Raw genomic sequence first — 20,137 nt, 5'->3', positions numbered from 1 at the left:
TTTTCCGGCCCGGACAGCCCCGGTGTCAATGCACGGGAATCATCGTACTAACTAGGCGGGCTCACTAGAGTGGGAAGAACCACCCAGTGACCTTCAGGAGGAGACCGTGACCGCATCCGCACCCATTCCGAGCAGCGATCCGACGGAACGGCAGCCCAGGGCCTACGGCGATGAGCTCCACGGCCGCGGCTGCCCGATCGCGCACGGGGCAGGCGATGAGGTGGTGATCGTGGGGCATGCGGAAGCCCTCGCGGCGGCGACCGACGCCGAGGCCTTCAGCTCCGCGGTCTCGCGTTTCCTGCAGATCCCCAACGGTCTGGACGGGGAGGAGCACGCCGCTTTCCGACGTCTCCTGGACCGTTATCTCGCCCTGGAGGTCGTCGACGGTTACGCCGACGAGTTTCTTGCGGCGGCCCGCAGCACCATCACGGAGCTGGTCACCGACGAGACCGTGACGGTCGACGCCGTCGCTCAGCTGGGGGCGACCTACGCGGTGCGGTCAATGCTCGCCTGGCTCGGCTGGCCAGTGTCCATGGAGCAGCGACTCATCGACTGGGTGATCGCCAACAACGAGGCCACCCGCTCCGGCGAGCTGGAACGCACCGCGGCGGTCGCGGAGGAATTCGACGCCATCATCCGCGACGCCCTCGCCGAGAGTCCGGCGGACTCGGTGACCAGACGGCTGGTCCGGGACGAGTCGCTGGGACGTCCATTGGAGTCGGCCGAGGTGATCTCGATCCTCCGCAACTGGACCGGCGGCGACCTCAGCTCCATGGCCTACTGCATCGGCGTCATCCTGGCCGCGTTGGTGGAGATCCCGGCGCTGCAGGACCGCCTGCGGGAGTGGGAGTACGTCTCGGACGCGGAGTTCGTCGCGATCATGGACGAGATCCTCCGCCGAGATTCCCCGTTCGTCTCCAACCGCCGGATCACCACGGGGCCGGTGAGCGTCGGCGGCGCCGAGCTGCCGGCGGGGCAATCGGTGCGGATCCACTGGACGGCCGCCAACCGGGATCCGCGCCGCTTCGGGGAACCGGACGCGTACGACCCGGAGGCCAACGCCGCCCAGAACCTGGTGTGGGGCGCCGGCCCGCACGCCTGCCCGGGCAAGGACCTCTCCATGCTCGAGCTGCGCGCCTTCATCGACGAACTTCTCGCCGTGGTCACCGTGACCGCCGCCGACACCGCGGCGGGGGAGCGCGAGACTCACCCGGTCGGCGGCTGGGCCAGCCTCCCGGTCACGCTCACGCGTCGATAAGCCGGGCCGCGCGGGCGTTAGCGGGGATCCTTGAGCCGGGTGAACCGGTGGAGGATCTCCGCGTCGGTGCCCGGGTGGTCGAAGGCGTCGGACCGCTCCTCCGGCGGCATGCCGGTGACGAGGTAGACGACGCGGGCGGCGACCGAGACGCAGTGGTCGGCGAAACGTTCGTAGTAGCGGGTGAGCATGGCCGCGTCCACGGCCTCGCGGTTGGTGTGCGCCCACTCCTCGCCGGTGACCTCGGTGAGGATGGCCTGGTTCATCTCGTCGACGGCGTCATCCTCGGCGGCCAGGTCGTAGGCCACCTTCTCGTCCGGGGTGATGAGGACCTCGCGGGTTTTCCCCATCATCGTCAGCACAGCCGCGGCGATCTCCTGGAACTGCTCCTTGACGGGATCGGCCACGGCGATGTCGGGGTGGCGCCGACGGGCCGTGTTCGCGATATGCATCCCGAGGGCGCCCATGCGGCGGAGGTCGTTGACAATGTAGATCGAGGAGATGACCTGGCGGAGATCGCTGGCCACCGGGCTTTCCAGCAGCAGCAGGTCGATGGCCCGCTGTTCACAGCGGCGGCGAATCTCGTCGAGGCCGTCGGCCATGGACAGGGCGTCCTCGGCCTCCTCGAGCGAACCGCGGATGAGCGCGCTGGAGGCCTTCGTGATGATCTCGTTGACGATGTCGCACATGACAACGAGGTCGCGGGCGAAGGCGTCAAGCTGATCTCGGTAGGCAATACGCATGCGCACCATCGTAGGCCGACCTCCTTGATTATGCTGGGTTAGTACCAATCATTCTGCCCGACGTACTGACCCAACATATAACCGGGGTGCATTGAGTGCGCTGCCGCGCCTAGCCGCCGGAGTTCATCAGCTCGGCGCCGGCCTCGGCGACGGCGTCGTCCTCGGGGTCGTTGAGCCAGCCGTCCGGAAGCGCGACCTTCGCCGGGGAGCCCTTGCGGCCGCGGGCGCCGTCGGCGTCCTCGGCACGGGCCGTGGAGTCCGCGTAGGGGGCGAGCTTCTCGCGCAGATCCGCCAGGGAGGTGATCTTCGCCAGCGAGGCGCGGAACTCGCCGCCGACCGGGAAGCCGCGCAGGTACCAGCCCATGTGCTTGCGCAGGTCGCGGGTGGCCCGATCCTCCCCGTCATGGGCGGCGAGCAGCTCGGCGTGACGGTAGATGATCCTGGTGACCTCGCCGAAGGTCGGCTCCTGCGGAATCTCCTCTCCGCGCAGCTGTGCGGAGAGCTCGGCGAAGAGCCACGGGCGTCCCAGGCAGCCGCGGCCGACGACGACGCCGTCGCAGCCGGTCTGATCCATCATGAGCTGGGCGTCCGCGGCGGCGAAGATGTCGCCGTTACCCAGCACCGGAATGCCGGTGCCGTCCATGTGCTCGACCAGGCGGGTGATCTCGTCCCAGTCGGCCTCGCCGGAGTAGCGCTGGGCGGCGGTGCGCGCGTGCAGGGCGACGGCGGCCGCCCCCTCGTCGGCCGCGATGCGGCCGGAGTCCAGGTGGGTGTGGTGCTCGTCGTCGATGCCGACGCGGAACTTCACCGTGACCGGGATGTCCGTCCCCTCGGTGGCCTTGACGGCCGCGGCGACGATGCTGCGGAAGAGCTTGCGCTTGTAGGGGATCGCGGAGCCGCCGCCACGGCGGGTGATCTTGGGGACCGGGCAACCGAAATTCATGTCGATGTGGTCGGCGAGGTTCTCGTCGACGATCATTTTCGCGGCCTCGTAGGTGTACTTCGGGTCCACGGTGTAGAGCTGGAGTGACCGGGGATCCTCGTCCGGGGCGAAGGTGGTCATGTGCAGCGTCTTCTCGTTGCGTTCGACGAGCGCGCGGGCGGTGACCATTTCGCAGACGTAGAGGCCGGCGACGGTGCCCGTGCGTTCCTTCTCCTGCTCGCGGCAGAGCGTGCGGAAGGCCACGTTGGTCACCCCGGCCATGGGGGCGAGCACGACCGGGGAGTCCACGGTGAGCGAACCGATGCGCAGCTGACCGGCGGGCGCGCCGGCGGCGGCCCGCTCGCCGCCGGCGGGCTGGGTGATGTCTGTCTGCGTTGTCACGTGGGTTGTCACGTCACCCATTGTCCTCCCTCTACCCGATACGCCCAAACCGGGCGAATGTGACGGTGAAAGGGTGGGGTTCGGGGGGAGGTTGCGGGTGAGCGGTGCATGTTGTTGTCTGTGGTCTTGTATAAGGTAAATGCCGGACGGCGAACCCGGGTTCGCCTGAACACTTCACGTAGTAGGACGACTCAACAATGGAGAGCAGATGTCTGACCGCATTCTGAATGCTGACCTCGCAGGCAAGATCATGTCCGCGGAGGAGGCCGCGAACTTCATCAACAACGGTGACAACGTCGGCACCTCCGGCTTCACCGGCGCGGGCTACCCGAAGGCCATGCCGAAGGCCATCGCCGCGAAGGCCAAGGTCGCCCACTCCCGCGGCGAGGACTTCACGATCAACCTCTTCACCGGCGCCTCCACGGGCGACGACGCCGACGGCGTCCTGGCCGAGGCCAACGCCATCAACTTCCGTACGCCGTACAACTCGGACCGCACCCTGCGCAACCAGTTCAACGCCGGTGAGGCCCTGTACTCGGACATCCACCTCTCCCACCTCGGCCAGCAGGTCGTCCAGGGCTTCTTCGGCCCCATGCAGGTCGCGATCCTCGAGGTCGTCAAGATCAACGAGGACGGCACCGTGGTCCCGTCCTCGGCGGTCGGCAACAACGTCGAGTACGCCCAGTACGCCGACAAGATCATCCTCGAGGTCAACTCCTGGCAGTCCGCCGAGCTCGAGGGCATGCACGACATCTACGAGCCGGAGCAGCTGTGGGACCGCACCCCGATTCCGATCACCAACGTCGGCGACCGCATCGGTGAGACCTTCCAGCGCATCGACACCTCCAAGGTGGTCGCGGTCATCGAGACCAACGAGGCCGACCGCAACTCGCCGTTCAAGGAGCCGGACGAGGTCTCCAAGAAGATCGCCGAGAACTTCCTGCAGTTCCTCGAGGACGAGGTCGCCGCAGGCCGTCTGTCCTACGACAACTACGTCATGCAGTCCGGCGTCGGCAACGTCCCGAACGCGGTCATGGCCGGTCTGCTCAACTCCAAGTTCGAGAACATCACCGCCTACACCGAGGTCATCCAGGACGGCATGCTCGATCTCATCGACGCCGGCAAGATGACCATGGCCTCGGCCACCTCCTTCGCCCTCTCCCCGGAGGCGGCGGAGCGCATGAACGAGAAGGCCGACTTCTACCGCAAGCACATCATCCTGCGCCCGCAGGCGATCTCCAACCACCCGGAGGTCATCCGCCGCGTGGGCCTGATCGCCTCCAACGGTCTGATCGAGGCTGACGTCTTCGGCAACGTCAACTCCACCAACGTCTCCGGCGGCAAGGTCATGAACGGCATCGGCGGCTCCGGTGACTTCACCCGCAACGCCTACATCTCCTCCTTCGTGACCCCGTCCGTGGCCAAGGGCGGCGCGATCTCCGCGATCGTCCCGCACGCCTCCCACATCGACCACACCGAGCACGACGCAATGGTCTTCGTCTCCGAGTACGGCTACGCCGACCTGCGCGGCCTGGCCCCGCGCCAGCGCGCCGAGCGCATGATCGCCATCGCGCACCCGGACTACCGTGCACAGCTCGAGGAGTACGTCGAGCGCGGCCTGGCCGCCGGCGGCCACACCCCGGTCCACCTGCCGACCGCCTTCGAGTTCCACACCCGTCTGGCTGAGACCGGCTCCATGCTCAAGCAGCAGGACGCCCTCGTCGAGAACTAGTCCCGCAGACACGGCGACGGCGCCCGACCCCTTCCGAGGGGGCGGGCGCCGTTCTCATGCCACGGGCGCGGGACGCTTGTCGACGCTGACCTTGTCGACCTCGACACCGGCGTCATCCGGTGACTGGTGCGTCACGAGGATGACGCTGCGATCGGCTCGCCCACCGGGCAGGCGCCGGTTGAGCAGCATGTCCAGCAGCTCGGCGGCGCCATCGGCGTCAATGTGCTCGGTCGGCTCGTCGATGAGCAGGACGGGCGACTCGGAGACCAGCGCGCGGGCCAGCAGCAGCCGGCGGCGCTGCCCTGAGGACAGGGAGCCGGCGCCGTCGGCGAGCACGGTGTCCATCCCCTCGGACAGCCCGTTCACCCAGTCGTCCAGGCCCACCGCGGCCAGGCATTCCGCGACGAGTTCGCCGGTCGCCCGGGAGTTGCCCACCTTGACGTTCTCCCGGATGGTGGTGGCGAAGACCCACTCGTCCTCGGCGTGGACCCGGATGGTTGAGCGCAGCACGTCCTGGCCGACGTCCGTGAGGACGCGGCCGCCCAGCGTCAGCTCACCCGCCCGGGGCGGCAGGAGCCCGCCGAGGGTCTGCAGCAGCGTGGTCTTGCCGCAGCCGGAGGGGCCGCGCACCACCATGCGCTCACCCGGGGCCAGGTCGAGGTCCCAGGGGATTTCCCCGTAGCGGCAGCGCAGACCGGAGGCCCGCAGGTGCGTGTCCTCCAGCCGGAGCGGGGCGGCGTCGACGGGCTCTGGCGCGGCGCCGTCGTGCCCGTCGACCAGGTCCACGAGCCGGCGGGCGGAGATGGCCGCCAGCTCGGCGCGCACGGCGGCCTTGGCCAGCTGGCCGTGCGCCTCAAAGGCGGCCAGCGGGAGCATCACGAGCATGCCCAGCCACACTGGTTCACCGGGGTAGGTCAGGACGGCGAGGACGAGCACGCCCGCGGCGGTCAGGCCGGTGGCCCAGGAGTGGACGGCGTCGCCGAGCGCCTCGGGACGCTCGGCCTCCGCCTCGGCGCGCGAGAAGCGTGCCGACGCCCGCCGGGTGCGCTCCGCGTGCTCCCCGGCGACGCCGGCGGCCTCGACCTCGGCGCGGTTGCGCAGGGATTCGTCGATGCGGGCCGCCAGCTCGTCCTGGGCGTCGATGTGGCGCCGGTGGCGGGCGGCGCGGGCGGCCAGCCAGGGCGTGACGACCCCGGTGAACAGGAAACCGACGACCATGATCACGGCGGCCCCCGGGTGCAGCGCACCCGCCAGAATGACGGCGGTCAGCGAGAGCACCAGGGCCACCCCGCCCGGGACCAGCGTGCGCACGATGAGGTCGGTGACGCGGTCGGCGTCGGAGACCAGGCGGGAGAGGCCCTCACCGCGGGAGCGCAGGTGCGCCACGCCGCCGGTGCCGCCGCCGGAGACGATGGCGTTGAACAGGCGCGAGCGCAGGGTGGTCAGCGCCGACAGCGCCAACCGGTGGCTGACCAGCCGGTCAATGTAGCGGAACACGGAGCGGGAGATGCCGAGTGCGCGCACGGCGGTGATCGCCACGCTCAGGTCAAGCACCGGGGGCATTTCCCAGGCGCGGGTGATCAGCCAGCCCGACAGGACGGTCAGGGTCAGCGCCGAAAGCAGGGTGACGGCGCCGGCGAGGACTGCGAGCAGCAGCTGTCGCGGTCTGACCCCGGCCAGCGCCAGGAGCGTGCGGAGGTAGGCCCAGTCCTTCACAGGCGCACCACCTGATCCGCGAGGGTGACCATCCGTTCGTCGTGGGAGGCGAGGAGGACGGTGTCGCCGCGCCCCGCCCGCTCCCGGAGGGTGTCCGCCAGGCGCGCGACGAGGCCGGGGGAGAGGTGGGCGCTCGGTTCGTCAAGAAGCAGCACCCGGGGCGTCCCGTCACCGTGCGCCAGTGTTCTGGCCAGCCCGATGCGCTGCCCCTGCCCGGCCGAGACGCCGCGCCCGCCCGCGCCCACCTCGTGATCGCCCGGCACGTCGAGCCCGACCTGGGCGGCGGTGCGGGCGACGGCGGCCCGGTCCGCCCTGAAGAGGGTGAGGTTGTCCTCCACGGTGCCGACGCTGAGCAGGGCCCGAGCCGGCAGGTAGGAGATCCGCTCGCGCGCCGGGGCGGTGACGGAGCCGGTGACGGCCTCGTCGGGGAGCATGCCCAGGACGGCGAGGAAGACGGTGGACTTGCCGGAACCGTTGGGGCCGTAGAGCACCGTGATCGCTCCTGGGCGGGCGAGGCAACTGAGGTGTTCGGGGCGGACGCCGTCGCGGCCGGTCACGGACAGGTCGCTGAGCCGGATTTCCGTGCCCGAGGTGTGGGTGAGGTACCCGCCCACGGCGTGGGCGCGGCGCGAGTCCTGCTCCAGCAGCGTGAGGATCTCCTCGGCGGCCTCCAGGCCGTCGGCCGCGGCGTGGTAGTTCTGGCCGACCTGGCGCACTGGGTTGTAGACCTCCGGCACGACGATGAGGACGATGAGGCCGGCGGTGAGGTCCATCCCGCCGTAGACCAGGCGCAGGCCGATGTTGACCGCGACCAGGGCGACGGCCAGCGTCGCCAGGAACTCCAGCGCGAAGGAGGAGAGGAAGGCAAGCCGGAGCACACCCATCGTGGCCTTTTCGTGGGCGCGGCCGGTGGACAGCAGCTGTTTCGCCGGCTGGCGGGTCACCCCGAGGGCGCGCAGCGTCACCGAACCGGAGAGCAGATCCGCCAACTGGCCGCCCAGCGCCCCGGTGACCTGCAGACGACGCTCGGTGTGCGCGGCGGTCAGCTTGCCGATCAACACCATGAACGCCGGAATCAGCGGCAGCGTCACCAGCGCCAGCACGCCGGAGAGGGGATCGAACCAGAAGACCACGAGGAGTGCCGCGGGGGTGGCGATCACCAGCGACACCAGGGAGGGGAGGAACTCCGACAGATAGGGCCGGAAATCACCGACGCCGTCGGTCAGCACCGTGCGCCAGTGCCCGGACTCCTCCTGGACCTGGCGGGGATCGCGGCGTCGCAGAGCCGCCAGGGCGCGCACGCGCAGCGTGTCGACGACGTCGGCGACGGCGTTCGAGCCCGATCGCCGGCCGGCCCAGGACACGACGCCGTGCGCGAGGACGACGCCCACCAGCGCCAGCAGTGGCCAGCGGTAGTCCCGGTAATCGGGGAGGCCGTCCGCGGCGGCGTCGATGATGGCGCGCGCGGCGACCCACCCCAGGAGAACCCCGCGGGCGAGGACGAGGAGGGTGTCCAGCGCCTGGATCACCCCGGCCCGGGCGATCAGACGCGACACAGGGGGGACGAGAGACAACAGACGCTTATCGACGGGCGACGCCATGGAATCCTTCCGAACCGGCTAGATCGTGGACGTGGTGTGCGCGACGACCTTCACGCGCTTGCGGAACACCCAGTAGGTCCACCCCTGGAAGACGAGCACTCCGGGAATGAACAGCAGCGCGGCCCACCCCATGATCTTCAGCGTGTAGTCCGAGCTGGCAGAGTTGTAGATGTCGAGGGACACGCCGCCCTCCAGCGTGGTCGGCATCAGGTAGGGGAAGAGACTGACGAAGATGAGGACGACCAGCCCCACCACGGCCACGGCGGTGGACGCGAAGGCCCAGCCGTCCCGCTTCCCGATCAGCGAGACGACGCCGACGGCGATGGAGACCACCATGGCCGCGATGATCGCCCAGCCGGCCGGCTTGCCGCTGTCGTACTGGATCCACAGGGCGAATCCCAGGGTCAGCGCCACCGCCGGGGCGGTGAGCCACTTCAGGCCGATGTCGTGGACCCGGGAGCGCAGCGGTTCCTCCGTCTTGAAGCCGAGGAACATGGCGCCGTGCAGCAGGAACAACGCCACGAACGTCAGCCCGCCGAGAAGGCCGACCGGGTTGAGCAGAGCGATCAGACCGGTCAAACCCGACTCGATCTGACGGTCAGCGTCGATGGCGACGCCCCGGAGGATGTTGGCGAAGGCCACGCCCCACAGCAGCGCCGGAACCCAGGAGCCGACGGCGGTGAACACGTCGCTGACGTCACGCCACTTCTGGGTGTCGACCTTGGTGCGCCACTCCAGGCCCACGCCGCGCAGGATGAGCGAGAGCAGGATGAGCAGCAGCGGCAGGTAGAACCCGGAGAACATGGTGGCGTACCACTCCGGGAAGGAGGCGAACAGCGCCGCGCCGGCGGTGATAAGCCACACCTCGTTGCCGTCCCAGATCGGACCGATGGCCTTGACCGCCGCCGAGCGGCGCGCGGCCCTCTCCTCCGCGTCCCGGCCGCCGAGGAACGGCAGCAGCATGCCGACGCCGAAGTCGAAGCCCTCGAGCAGGAAGTAGCCGACGAAGAAGAACGCGATGATGATGAACCAGAGCGTCTGAAGATCCATTAGTGCTCAGCCTTTCCGGTGCTGGGTGCGCCGTCCTCGCTGAAGGTCAGCGGGGCTACGCCGTCGTCCTCGTCCGGGTCGTACTCCTTGTGCGCGATATCCTCGGAGGACCCCGGGGGCGGCGGCCCCTCGAGCACCTTCTTCCGCATCAGCCAGAACCAGACCACGGCGAGAACGCCGTAGAGCAGCGTGAAGGAAATCAGCGAGAGCCACACGGTGGTCACCGAATGGTCGGAGACGCCGAACTCCACGAGCATGTGGATCTCCTGCTCATTGCCGGGCAGGAGTTGGCCCTGGAACTCCGGGTTGGGGTACACGATCCACGGCTGACGACCCATCTCCGTGAACACCCAGCCCGCCCAATTCGCGACGAAGGGGAAGGGCATCGCGGCCAACGAGAGCCACCCGAACCAGGGCTTGTCGAAGGACCGCTTCCGACGGGTGACCCACAGCGCCAGAAACGCCATGACGACGGAGGGGATCATGGCGCCGATCATGATGCGGAACGCCCAGTAGGTGACGAACATGTTGGGGGAGTAGTCCCCCGCGCCGTAGAGCGCCTCGTACTGCGCCTGAATCTCGGCGACGCCCTCCAGCGTGACCCCGGTGAACCGGTTGCCGGCCAGGAACGACAGCAGGAAGGGAACGCCGATGAGCTGATGGGTGTCGTCGCAGCTGTTGGAGAAGGAGATCGACAGCACGGAGAACAACGGGTCGGTTTCGGTCGTGCACAGGGCTTCCGCGGAAGCCATCTTCATCGGCTGCTGCACGAACATCAGCTGCGCCAGGCTGTGCCCGGTCAGGGAGACGCCGATGACCCCGATGACGGTCACCCAGGCGCCCAGACGCAGCGCGGAGCGCCACATCTGGTCGGCGTCCTCGAACCACCCGCCGGCGACGGCGTCGCCGCGCCGGGCGGCGCGAACCATCCACCAGCCCGCGACGCCCATGACGAAGGTGCCGGCGACCATCCACGACGCGAAGATCGCGTGCGGGACCGCCGCCAGGGCGGTGGGGTTGGTCAGCAGCGCGAGGAAGTCGACGAGCTCGGCGCGGCCGGTGTCCGGGTTGTAGACCGCGCCGACCGGATGCTGCATGAAGGAGTTGGCCACGATGATGAAGTACGCCGAGAGGTTGACGGCGACGGCCACCATCCAAATGGACAGGTTGTGGAGCCAGGCCGGCATGCGGCCCCAGCCGAAAATCCAGGCGCCCAGGAAGATGGACTCGATGAAGAAGGCCGCCAGGCCCTCCAACGCCAGGGGGGCGCCGAAGACGTCGCCGACGAACCGGGAGTACTCGGACCAGTTCATGCCGAACTGGAACTCCTGGACGATTCCGGTGACCACCCCCATGGCGAAGTTGACCAGGAACAGGGTTCCGAAGAACCGGGTGGCCCGGTACCAGTGCTCGTTACCGGTGCGCAGCCAGGCCGTCTGCATTCCGGCCACCATCGGGGCCAGCCCGATGGTCAGGGGAACGAAAATATAGTGGTAAACCGTGGTGATTCCGAACTGCCACCGCGAAACATCTACAAGATCCAACGCAGCCCGCCTCTCCCGCGAAGCTCACTGAAAAGTTTGACCATCAAACTTTGGAATATACTTCGGACCATACTTATGTAGTCGAATATCGTCCAACGAAAGTTCCATAAGGTGAGGGTATGGCCGGTCGCGTCACGGGATTGGGGGTTCCGGCCCCCTCCCGGGTGCAGCGGGTTCGGTGCTGGCGGGGGAGGCAAGTACAATGGGGCGGTGCCCGGCTGGCTGTCATGGTCGAATGGTCGGGCTCGGGCCTTTAGCTCAGTTGGTAGAGCTACGGACTTTTAATCCGCAGGTCGCGGGTTCGAGCCCCGCAGGGCCCACATATGACCCCGCACGCCACTCAGGTGGTGTGCGGGGTTCCGTCTTTGCGAGGGGCGATATTGATATGTCGTGGCTATTTATCATAAATTATGATAATATAGTTCTATTGGGCTTGCTCGTGAGGAACATCGGCGGGCCCATGAAGGTTGGACACAGGCAATGGCAGTTAGGGAGCGATATTTTTGTTCGATGTTCGCGCAGTTCGCAACTGGATTGAGTCGACGGATCCCGCCGAGGTGGACCGCATGCTCTGGACGCTCCGGATGTACGCGCACGAGAACTGCGACGGATTCAGTGACCTGTCCGCCGCGCTGACGAAGCAGACCAAGGCGCAGCGGGAGAGGGAGCTCCGGGAGGCCACGGAGCTGGGCAAGCAGATGAACCGCCGCAACCGCATTCGGCGCACGGCGGAGGACATCGCGGAGGCCGCGTAGCCGCGTGGCCGGGAGATCGTGCCGAAGCGAACGAATGGGGGCCCGTCACCGCGTGACGGGCCCCCATTCGGCCGGAAGGGTGGCTAGCTCTTGACCATCCGCCTGATCGCCTTCATCGCCTCTTCGAGCTTGGCGTCCAGTTCCTCGCCGTCCGCGCCGGCGGCGTCGCGAACGCAGTGGGTGACGTGATCCTCCAGCAGTGCCAGGGCGACGTTCTCCAACGCGGAGTTCACGGCGGAAATCTGGGTCAGGATGTCGATGCAGTACTGGTCCTCGTCGATCATCCGGTGAATTCCGCGGGCCTGGCCCTCAATGCGCTTGAGCCGGGCGAGGTACCTGGCCTTGTCTCCGTTGTAGCCGTGCGTGTGGCCAGGCTCGGTGGCGACGTCCGGCTCGGCGCCCTGGTGGTTCATCTCGTCTGCGACGTTAGTCATGGTTCCCCGCCTCTCCTTGAATATCCTGCGCAGGAGCATACCCTATAGGGGTATCCATTGGCCAGAACTTTCGCCGGTTCACCCGCGGTTTTGACGTTGGGGCCGGGCGCAGTATAGTTTTAAAACGTCGCTAAGGCCGGGGCAATCCGGCAGAGGTCGACAGGCCCCCATCGTCTAGTGGCCTAGGACACCGCCCTTTCACGGCGGCGACACGGGTTCGAACCCCGTTGGGGGTACGCGAGTACCACCTTCGTGGAGCACTCGAACAAAAGAATATGGCCCTGTGGCGCAGTTGGTTAGCGCGCCGCCCTGTCACGGCGGAGGTCGCGGGTTCAAGTCCCGTCAGGGTCGCCATATCAAATACCGGGAACGCCATGCGTTCCCGGTATTTTTGTTTTCCGCCCGTTTCGTGCCCGTCCGGACGCCCTGGCCTTGCCGCGGGCCGGGGGCTGGCATCGAAAAGCGTGATTGTGCTGGCGATTTGCCCGCCTGTCGGCGGGCTGTGTAAAGTAATTCCCTGTGCGACGGACAAGTCCGGAACACAACGAACTGGAAACAGTTTGGCCCTGTGGCGCAGTTGGTTAGCGCGCCGCCCTGTCACGGCGGAGGTCGCGGGTTCAAGTCCCGTCAGGGTCGCAGAGATTGTCCTCACGGACGGTTTCTGGCCAGATAGCTCAGTTGGTAGAGCGTCCGCCTGAAAAGTGGAAGGTCAGCGGTTCGACCCCGCTTCTGGCCACATCAGAAAATCCCCGCAGTTGAATTCAACTGCGGGGATTTTCTCGTCTCTCGTGGCTTCCGTCACTAGTGTGGGGGGCAGGCCAACCATGTTCCGCAGACCGAAGGAGACCATCATGGCAGAGCAGGAACGCACCGTCACCCATCAGGAGGACAGGAAACGCTTCATCATCACCGTCGGCGGTGAAGAGGCGGGTTACGCCACGTACGTGGAACGCGACGGAGTCCGCGACTTCAACCACACGGTCGTCGATCCGAAGTTCCGCGGCCAGGGCCTGTCCTCCCCGCTGATCAAGACGGCGCTGGACGATACCCGCGAGCGAGGCTTTTCGATCATCCCGTCGTGCTCGGCTGTCGACCACTTCGTCAAGAAGAACGAGGAATACAAGGACCTGCTGTCGAAGTAGGGGTCCCTCGGACATGGCAATGGCCCCGTACGCACCCCAGGAGGGCGTGTACGGGGCCATTGCGCTGACCGGGTGGAGTTAGATGACGTAGAAGTCCGGGTCGACGAGTTTCTTGGTCTCGTTCTGGCCGCGCTGACGGTTCTTGGCGGGCACGCCGGTGGCGATGCTGTTGGGCGGGACGTCCTTGGTCACCACCGCGTTGGCGCCGACTGCGGAGCCGTCGCCGATGACGACGGGGCCGAGGATCTTGGCGCCGGCGCCGACGGTGACATTGTTGCCCAGGGTGGGGTGGCGCTTGGTCTGGGTGAGGACCTGGCCGCCGAGCGTGACGCCGTGGTAGAGCATGACGTCGTCGCCGATCTCCGAGGTTTCACCGATGACGATGCCCATGCCGTGGTCGATGAAGAAGCGGCGGCCGATGGTCGCGCCCGGGTGAATCTCGATACCGGTGAAGAAGCGGTTGAGCTGGGCGAGTATTCGTGCCGGCCCCTTCGCCCCGCGCTGCCACAGCCAGTGGCTCACCCGATGTGACCAGATCGCGTGCAGTCCCGAATAGACGATGGCGTTCTCGATATCACCACGAGCCGCGGGATCGTGGTCCTTGGCGTTTCGCAGGTCCTCACGGACGGTACTGATCACTTTGCGCAACATGAAGCCCGAGTCTAACAGCGCGGGGGAGTACTCCGGAGCGGGGTCTTTTTTAATATTCAACCATGTGCGCCGGGCACCGAAATGGCCGTGGCCCGGCACCTTCCTGCAGGTGCGGGGCCACGGCCACGGGGTGAGACTCATCGGCGCCCGCCAGGGCGGTCAGGCCGAGTGCGTCGGACTAGTCGCGGATGTCCTCGTAGAGCACGGTGGAGACGTAGCGCTCACCGAAGTCGCAGACGATGAAGACGATGTTCTTGCCCTCGTTCTCCGGACGGGAGGCGATCTCCAGGGCGGCCTTGAGGTTGGCGCCGGTGGAGATTCCGCCCAGGATGCCGTCCTTGACGGCCAGCGCACGGGAGGTGGCGATGGCGTCCTCGTTGGACACGGTGACGATCTCGTCGACGACGGTGCGGTCGAAGGTCTCCGGGATGAAGTTGGCGCCCAGGCCCTGGATCTTGTGGGAGCCGGCCTTGCCTTCGGACAGCAGGGGGGAAGCCGCCGGTTCCACGGCGATTGCCTTGATCTCCGGGTTCTGTTCCTTCAGGTACTTGCCCGCGCCGGAGATGGTGCCACCGGTGCCGACGCCGGCGACGAGGATGTCGACCTTGCCGTCGGTGTCGTTCCAGATCTCCGGGCCGGTGGTGGAGTAGTGGATGCGCGGGTTGGCCTCGTTGGCGAACTGCGAAGCCAGGATGGCGTTCTCGCGCTCAGCCACGATTTCGTTGGCCTTGTCCACGGCGCCCTGCATGCCGGCCGCGCCCGGGGTGAGCACAATCTCGGCTCCGTAGGCGCGCAACAGGACACGACGCTCGTTGGACATGGTCTCCGGCATAGTCAGGACGACCTTGTAGCCGCGGGCCGCACCGACCAGCGCCAGGGCGATGCCGGTGTTTCCGGAGGTGCCCTCGACGATGGTGCCGCCCGGCTTCAGCTCGCCGGACTCCTCTGCCGCGTCAATGATGGCCTTGCCGATGCGGTCCTTGACGGAGTTTGCCGGGTTGAAGAACTCCAGCTTGCCGTAGAGGTTGGCCTTCAGGCCCTCGGCCATGCCGTTGATCTTGACCAGGGGGGTGTTGCCGATGGTGTCGAGGATGTTGTCGTAGATCTTTGCCACGGTGGTTCCTTGTCTCTTGCTGCGTAATTTCCGTTAGCCGGTCCGTGTCTGGCCGGGGCCCGCGCGTTCCGCTGGCACCCAGGTGACGACGACCATGCTACAGGACCGTAATAGACCGAGCGGTATATTGCAAGTAGACCGTACCGTATCTTAAAATTCCCCCTGGCCTGCCTTTTGGCGCCTGTCGGGGTCGAGGAAGCGGGCCTCATCTCGTTGGTTCTTCTCCACGTTCACCCCCATCACCTGAACTTCGGATGACCATTGTGGGCCGTCGACTGTGCATAAATGTGATGGGGTCGACTTGTATCTACCCCCTAACTTTGGGTTAACATATCCATGTAAACCACACAGTCCTCCGGAAACAACACTTCCGGGGACACCTGGCCGGGTACCCCCGAGGAGGAGTGCGCAGATGGAAGCACAGCGGGTCAAGGATGACGAGGAAGCCATCCGCTCGGCGCTCACGGCGCTGAAGACCGCCACCGGAATCCCGGTGACGATGTACGGAACGCTGCTGGCGGATAACCGAATTCACATTTCCCAGTGGATTGGGCTGCGTACGCCGGCGCTCCAGAACCTGTATCTGGAACCGGGCGCGGGCGTCGGCGGCCGCGTCGTCACGACGCGACGTGCGGTCGGTGTCTCCGACTACACGCGTGCCAATGTCATCTCCCATGAGCATGACCGGGCCATCCAGGATGAGGGGCTGCACTCCATCGTGGCGCTGCCGGTCATCGTCCAGCGGGAGATTCGCGGCGTGCTTTACGCCGGTGTGCACTCGCCGGTCCGGCTCGGGGACAAGGTGATCGAGGAAGTCACCATGACCGCCCGCTCCCTGGAGCAGGATTTGGCCGTCAACTCCGCCCTCCGCCGCACCGAGGGCGGTAAGGGCGCGGCCAAGAGCGGCCGCATGATGAACGGTGCGGAGTGGGAGCAGGTCCGCTCGACCCATTCGAAGCTGCGCATGCTGGCGAACCGCGTGGAGGATGAGGGGCTGCGCAAGGAGCTCGAAGCCCTCTGCGACCAGATGGTCAGCCCGGTGCGGGTCAAGCAGTCCACCAAACTTTCCGCCCGTGAGCTGGATGTCCTCTCCTGTGTCGCTCTCGGCCACACAAATGTCGAAGCCGCTGAGGAAATGGGCATCGGTGCGGAGACGGTGAAGTCCTATCTGCGCTCTGTGATGCGCAAGCTGGGCGCCCACACCCGATACGAGGCGGTTAACGCGGCCCGTCGTATCGGCGCTTTGCCCTGATCCTCGCTACCCTCGGAAGGGTGAAGGATACATTTCGAGTAGAAGGTGGAGCCCGGCTCCACGGCTCCGTTCGGGTTGACGGAGCCAAAAACAGCGTTCTCAAGCTCATGGCGGCGGCACTGCTGGCAGAGGGAACGACCACGCTGACCAACTGTCCGCAAATTCTCGATGTTCCCCTGATGCAGAAGGTGCTGGAAGGTCTCGGCTGCGAGGTCGAGCTGGAGGGCTCGACCGTCCGCATCACCACCCCGGCCGAAGTCAAGTCCGACGCGGACTTCGACGCGGTGCGCCAGTTCCGTGCTTCCGTCGCCGTGCTCGGCCCGCTGACCGCCCGGTGCGGCCGTGCGGTCGTGGCTTTGCCCGGCGGCGACGCCATCGGCTCCCGGCCCCTGGACATGCACCAGTCCGGCCTGGAGAAGCTGGGTGCGACCACGAGGATTAAGCATGGGTGCGTCGTGGCCGAGGCCGAGGAACTGGTCGGGGCGAAGATCAAGCTGGACTTCCCCTCCGTCGGAGCGACGGAGAACATCCTGGCGGCTGCCGTGCTGGCTAAGGGCGTGACGACGCTGGACAACGCCGCCCGTGAGCCCGAAATCACTGATCTCTGCGAAATGCTGAACTCCATGGGCGCCAAGATTTCCGGCGCCGGCTCCTCGACGATCACCATCGAGGGCGTCGAGAAGCTCGAGCCCACCCAGCACGAGGTCGTCGGGGATCGCATCGTCGCCGGCACGTGGGCCTACGCGGCCGCGATGACCCAGGGCGACATCACTGTCGGAGGAATTGCGCCCCGACACCTGCACCTGGCGCTGGAGAAGATAAAGAGCGCCGGCGTGGAGGTGGAGACATTCGCCAACGGGTTCCGGGTGCGGGGCACCGGGCGTCCGGGCGCGGTCGACTATCAGACCCTTCCCTTCCCGGGCTTCCCGACCGACCTCCAGCCGATGGCCATCGGTATCTCCACCATCGCCGAGGGGGTCAGCATCATTACCGAGAACGTCTTCGAATCGCGCTTCCGTTTCGTCGACGAACTGCTCCGTCTCGGAGCGGATGCCCGCGTCGACGGACACCATGTGGTGGTCCGCGGCATTGACCGGCTCTCCTCGACCGACGTGTGGAGCTCTGACATCCGTGCGGGTGCGGGACTCGTCCTGGCCGGCCTGGTTGCCGACGGGACCACCACGGTCCACGACGTCTTCCACATTGACCGCGGTTACCCGAACTTCGTGGAGAACCTCCGCAACCTCGGCGCCGGGGTCGAACGGGTCTCCGTCCCCTGACGCAGCTGGCCCCGTGAATTCCCTGTGAGCGAAACCCGTGTCTCGCAGGGAATTTGTGGTTTGTGTGGGGTGGTGTGTAACTTTAATCAGGTCAGCGCGACCGACAACGCCCCGCGGAGCACCGAGTGTGTGAGTGTGCGGCGGAAGGAAAACGAGTCGCTGATGAGCGAGATTTAAACTTCTGGGCCTCATCCGGTAGGGTGATGGTTCCACGCCGCAGGGAAGACGCCGACCGTGGGTCGGGGTGGTGAGCTGTGTGCGGTTGTTGTGTGAGAACTCAATAGTGTGCCAATGTACTTTTGTTTATACATGATCGTGTGATCGTGTGTGGCGTGGGTGTTCTGGCTGGTCTGGTCCCGGTTTGTGGGTCGGTCCGGTCGGGTGGCGTACCTGGGGTGGTGTCCTTCCATATGGGCCCGCCTGAGATGCACGGGATCCGGGTCTTGATGGCCTGTGGTTCCTAGTGTGGTGCGGCATTGCTCATGGTATGCGCGGTCGTGTCCCCTGTTGGGGGGCACGGTTGTGGTTGCGTCGGCCCCGTTCCACCTCGTCGGTGGGGGTCGGCGGTATGAGTTTTATGTTGTGGTTTTTGGACGATGGCAAACATCAGTGATTTTTGTCAGTTGTTCTTTTTTGCCTGGTGTCAGGCTTTTCGCCTGCATTTTTGCAGTTTTTGTGGAGAGTTTGATCCTGGCTCAGGATGAACGCTGGCGGCGTGCTTAACACATGCAAGTCGAACGGAAAGGCCCCCAGCTTGCTGGGGGTGCTCGAGTGGCGAACGGGTGAGTAACACGTGGGTGATCTGCCCCGCACTTCGGGATAAGCCTGGGAAACTGGGTCTAATACCGGATAGGACCATCCTTCGGTGGGTGGTGGAAAGATTTATCGGTGTGGGATGAGCCTGCGGCCTATCAGCTTGTTGGTGGGGTAATGGCCTACCAAGGCGTCGACGGGTATCCGGCCTGAGAGGGTGTACGGACACATTGGGACTGAGATACGGCCCAGACTCCTACGGGAGGCAGCAGTGGGGAATATTGCACAATGGGCGCAAGCCTGATGCAGCGACGCCGCGTGGGGGATGACGGCCTTCGGGTTGTAAACTCCTTTCGACAGGGACGAAGAGGAATTGACGGTACCTGTAGAAGAAGCACCGGCTAACTACGTGCCAGCAGCCGCGGTAATACGTAGGGTGCGAGCGTTGTCCGGAATTACTGGGCGTAAAGAGCTCGTAGGTGGTTTGTCACGTCACTTGTGGAAAACCGGGGCTTAACTCCGGTCGGGCAGGTGATACGGGCTTACTTGAGTGCTGTAGGGGAGACTGGAATTCCTGGTGTAGCGGTGAAATGCGCAGATATCAGGAGGAACACCAATGGCGAAGGCAGGTCTCTGGGCAGTTACTGACGCTGAGGAGCGAAAGCATGGGTATCGAACAGGATTAGATACCCTGGTAGTCCATGCTGTAAACGGTGGGCGCTAGGTGTAGGGACCTTCCACGGTTTCTGTGCCGTAGCTAACGCATTAAGCGCCCCGCCTGGGGAGTACGGCCGCAAGGCTAAAACTCAAAGGAATTGACGGGGGCCCGCACAAGCGGCGGAGCATGTGGATTAATTCGATGCAACGCGAAGAACCTTACCTGGGCTTGACATACACCGGACCGGGCCAGAGATGGTCCTTCCCTTTGTGGCTGGTGTACAGGTGGTGCATGGTTGTCGTCAGCTCGTGTCGTGAGATGTTGGGTTAAGTCCCGCAACGAGCGCAACCCTTGTCTTATGTTGCCAGCACGTGATGGTGGGGACTCATGAGAGACTGCCGGGGTTAACTCGGAGGAAGGTGGGGATGACGTCAAATCATCATGCCCCTTATGTCCAGGGCTTCACACATGCTACAATGGTCGGTACAACGGGTCGCGATACTGTGAAGTGGAGCTAATCCCCTAAAGCCGGCCTTAGTTCGGATTGGGGTCTGCAACTCGACCCCATGAAGTCGGAGTCGCTAGTAATCGTAGATCAGCAACGCTGCGGTGAATACGTTCCCGGGCCTTGTACACACCGCCCGTCACGTCATGAAAGTTGGTAACACCCGAAGCCAGCGGCCCAACCCTTGTGGAGGGAGCTGTCGAAGGTGGGATCGGCGATTGGGACGAAGTCGTAACAAGGTAGCCGTACCGGAAGGTGCGGCTGGATCACCTCCTTTCTAAGGAGATTTTTTGTCAGTCACGCCGGAGGCAGGAATGCCCGGTGTGCGTGCCCGCAGTTGCGGGTGTTGTGGTTGAGTCACCGGTTGTGTGGCTGCCACGTATCTGTTGGGGTGGATGCGCCAGTGCCCCCGGACGTCGATGTCCGGTGGATGCGCGCGCCGCGGCATGGTCGCATGGTGTATGAACGGTTTGGTATGTTGGCGCACTGTTGGGTGTCTGGGGCAACACTGGTTGTTCTGTGACCTTCCCGTGCATGACTGTCTGGATGCTGAAGTCCCGGTGGTTGTGGTGGGTGGGTGTGTTGTGTGAGAACTGTATAGTGGACGCGAGCATCTTTATTTGAAATG

General features: G+C 65.7%; 15 protein-coding genes, 5 tRNA genes and 1 rRNA gene. 12 read left to right on the top strand and 9 right to left on the bottom strand.

Annotated features, from left to right (window positions below; genetic code table 11):
* Window positions 1-106: 106 nt before the first annotated feature.
* Window positions 107-1,258: a cytochrome P450 gene (locus CGUA_RS11235; RefSeq protein ID WP_290195691.1), complete on the top strand. Its 1,152-nt coding sequence runs from the start codon at window positions 107-109 to the stop codon at window positions 1,256-1,258.
* A 17-nt stretch (window positions 1,259-1,275) separates the two neighbouring features.
* Here the strand turns inward: CGUA_RS11235 and phoU are convergent, their stop codons facing one another.
* A complete protein-coding gene (gene phoU / locus CGUA_RS11230) occupies window positions 1,276-1,998 on the bottom strand; it encodes a phosphate signaling complex protein PhoU (protein ID WP_290195690.1) in 723 nt (240 codons plus the stop codon).
* 109 nt (window positions 1,999-2,107) lie between these two features.
* On the bottom strand, window positions 2,108-3,250 hold the full coding sequence (gene dusB / locus CGUA_RS11225) for a tRNA dihydrouridine synthase DusB (RefSeq protein ID WP_290198382.1): 1,143 nt from the start codon (window positions 3,248-3,250) through the stop codon (window positions 2,108-2,110).
* 280 nt (window positions 3,251-3,530) lie between these two features.
* On the opposite strand from dusB, the gene scpC reads away from it, so the two are divergent.
* Window positions 3,531-5,054, top strand: a complete 1,524-nt coding sequence (gene scpC, locus CGUA_RS11220) for a succinyl-CoA:acetate CoA-transferase ScpC (protein WP_290195689.1) — start codon at window positions 3,531-3,533, stop codon at window positions 5,052-5,054.
* Between the two features lie 54 nt (window positions 5,055-5,108).
* Here scpC and cydC read toward each other — a convergent pair whose 3' ends face one another.
* From cydC to CGUA_RS11200, 4 genes are all read right to left on the bottom strand, one after another.
* Window positions 5,109-6,770: a thiol reductant ABC exporter subunit CydC gene (gene cydC / locus CGUA_RS11215; RefSeq protein ID WP_290195688.1), complete on the bottom strand. Its 1,662-nt coding sequence runs from the start codon at window positions 6,768-6,770 to the stop codon at window positions 5,109-5,111.
* Complete coding sequence (locus CGUA_RS11210; protein WP_310169318.1) at window positions 6,767-8,326, bottom strand: ABC transporter ATP-binding protein/permease; 1,560 nt, start codon at window positions 8,324-8,326, stop codon at window positions 6,767-6,769. Before CGUA_RS11210 ends, cydC begins: the two co-directional genes overlap by 4 nt.
* Before the next feature lie 63 nt (window positions 8,327-8,389).
* Window positions 8,390-9,421, bottom strand: a complete 1,032-nt coding sequence (cydB, locus tag CGUA_RS11205) for a cytochrome d ubiquinol oxidase subunit II (protein WP_290195686.1) — start codon at window positions 9,419-9,421, stop codon at window positions 8,390-8,392.
* Complete coding sequence (locus CGUA_RS11200) at window positions 9,421-10,965, bottom strand: cytochrome ubiquinol oxidase subunit I (protein ID WP_290195685.1); 1,545 nt, start codon at window positions 10,963-10,965, stop codon at window positions 9,421-9,423. The genes cydB and CGUA_RS11200 overlap by 1 nt, the downstream gene beginning before the upstream one ends.
* 247 nt (window positions 10,966-11,212) lie before the next feature.
* Between CGUA_RS11200 and CGUA_RS11195 the strand changes: the two genes are divergently transcribed.
* Together CGUA_RS11195 and CGUA_RS11190 are read left to right on the top strand one after the other, a co-directional pair.
* Window positions 11,213-11,285 (top strand) — tRNA-Lys (locus CGUA_RS11195).
* 183 nt (window positions 11,286-11,468) lie between these two features.
* Window positions 11,469-11,720, top strand: coding sequence for a hypothetical protein (locus tag CGUA_RS11190; protein WP_290195684.1), 252 nt, complete (start codon window positions 11,469-11,471; stop codon window positions 11,718-11,720).
* An 83-nt stretch (window positions 11,721-11,803) separates the two neighbouring features.
* Here the strand turns inward: CGUA_RS11190 and CGUA_RS11185 are convergent, their stop codons facing one another.
* Window positions 11,804-12,133 (bottom strand): metal-sensitive transcriptional regulator, encoded by a 330-nt coding sequence (locus CGUA_RS11185; protein WP_290198381.1) that lies wholly within the window; start codon window positions 12,131-12,133, stop codon window positions 11,804-11,806.
* Between the two features lie 184 nt (window positions 12,134-12,317).
* Here CGUA_RS11185 and CGUA_RS11180 point away from each other — a divergent pair.
* From CGUA_RS11180 to CGUA_RS11160, 5 genes are all read left to right on the top strand, one after another.
* Window positions 12,318-12,390 (top strand) — tRNA-Glu (locus CGUA_RS11180).
* A gap of 41 nt (window positions 12,391-12,431) precedes the next feature.
* A tRNA-Asp gene (locus CGUA_RS11175) sits at window positions 12,432-12,508 on the top strand.
* Between the two features lie 208 nt (window positions 12,509-12,716).
* Window positions 12,717-12,790 (top strand) — tRNA-Asp (locus CGUA_RS11170).
* A gap of 27 nt (window positions 12,791-12,817) precedes the next feature.
* Window positions 12,818-12,890: transfer RNA gene (locus CGUA_RS11165), tRNA-Phe, on the top strand.
* A gap of 115 nt (window positions 12,891-13,005) precedes the next feature.
* A complete protein-coding gene (locus tag CGUA_RS11160) occupies window positions 13,006-13,296 on the top strand; it encodes a GNAT family N-acetyltransferase (RefSeq protein ID WP_374725048.1) in 291 nt (96 codons plus the stop codon).
* A gap of 78 nt (window positions 13,297-13,374) precedes the next feature.
* Here CGUA_RS11160 and epsC read toward each other — a convergent pair whose 3' ends face one another.
* Together epsC and cysK are read right to left on the bottom strand one after the other, a co-directional pair.
* On the bottom strand, window positions 13,375-13,947 hold the full coding sequence (epsC, locus tag CGUA_RS11155) for a serine O-acetyltransferase EpsC (RefSeq protein WP_290195682.1): 573 nt from the start codon (window positions 13,945-13,947) through the stop codon (window positions 13,375-13,377).
* A 178-nt stretch (window positions 13,948-14,125) separates the two neighbouring features.
* Complete coding sequence (gene cysK, locus CGUA_RS11150) at window positions 14,126-15,061, bottom strand: cysteine synthase A (protein ID WP_290195681.1); 936 nt, start codon at window positions 15,059-15,061, stop codon at window positions 14,126-14,128.
* Window positions 15,062-15,473: 412 nt separating this feature from the next.
* Between cysK and ramA the strand changes: the two genes are divergently transcribed.
* From ramA to CGUA_RS11135, 3 genes are all read left to right on the top strand, one after another.
* Window positions 15,474-16,313: an acetate metabolism transcriptional regulator RamA gene (gene ramA / locus CGUA_RS11145; protein ID WP_290195680.1), complete on the top strand. Its 840-nt coding sequence runs from the start codon at window positions 15,474-15,476 to the stop codon at window positions 16,311-16,313.
* A gap of 20 nt (window positions 16,314-16,333) precedes the next feature.
* On the top strand, window positions 16,334-17,593 hold the full coding sequence (murA, locus tag CGUA_RS11140) for a UDP-N-acetylglucosamine 1-carboxyvinyltransferase (protein ID WP_290195679.1): 1,260 nt from the start codon (window positions 16,334-16,336) through the stop codon (window positions 17,591-17,593).
* A 672-nt stretch (window positions 17,594-18,265) separates the two neighbouring features.
* Window positions 18,266-19,786: ribosomal RNA gene (locus CGUA_RS11135) — 16S ribosomal RNA — on the top strand.
* The last annotated feature ends 351 nt before the right edge of the window (window positions 19,787-20,137 follow it).

Origin of the sequence: Corynebacterium guangdongense, from assembly GCF_030408915.1 — a bacterium.
Lineage (GTDB): Bacteria > Actinomycetota > Actinomycetes > Mycobacteriales > Mycobacteriaceae > Corynebacterium > Corynebacterium guangdongense.
The sequence above is the reverse complement of the archived record's forward strand: the minus strand, read 5'-3'. Positions and strand labels throughout refer to the sequence as shown.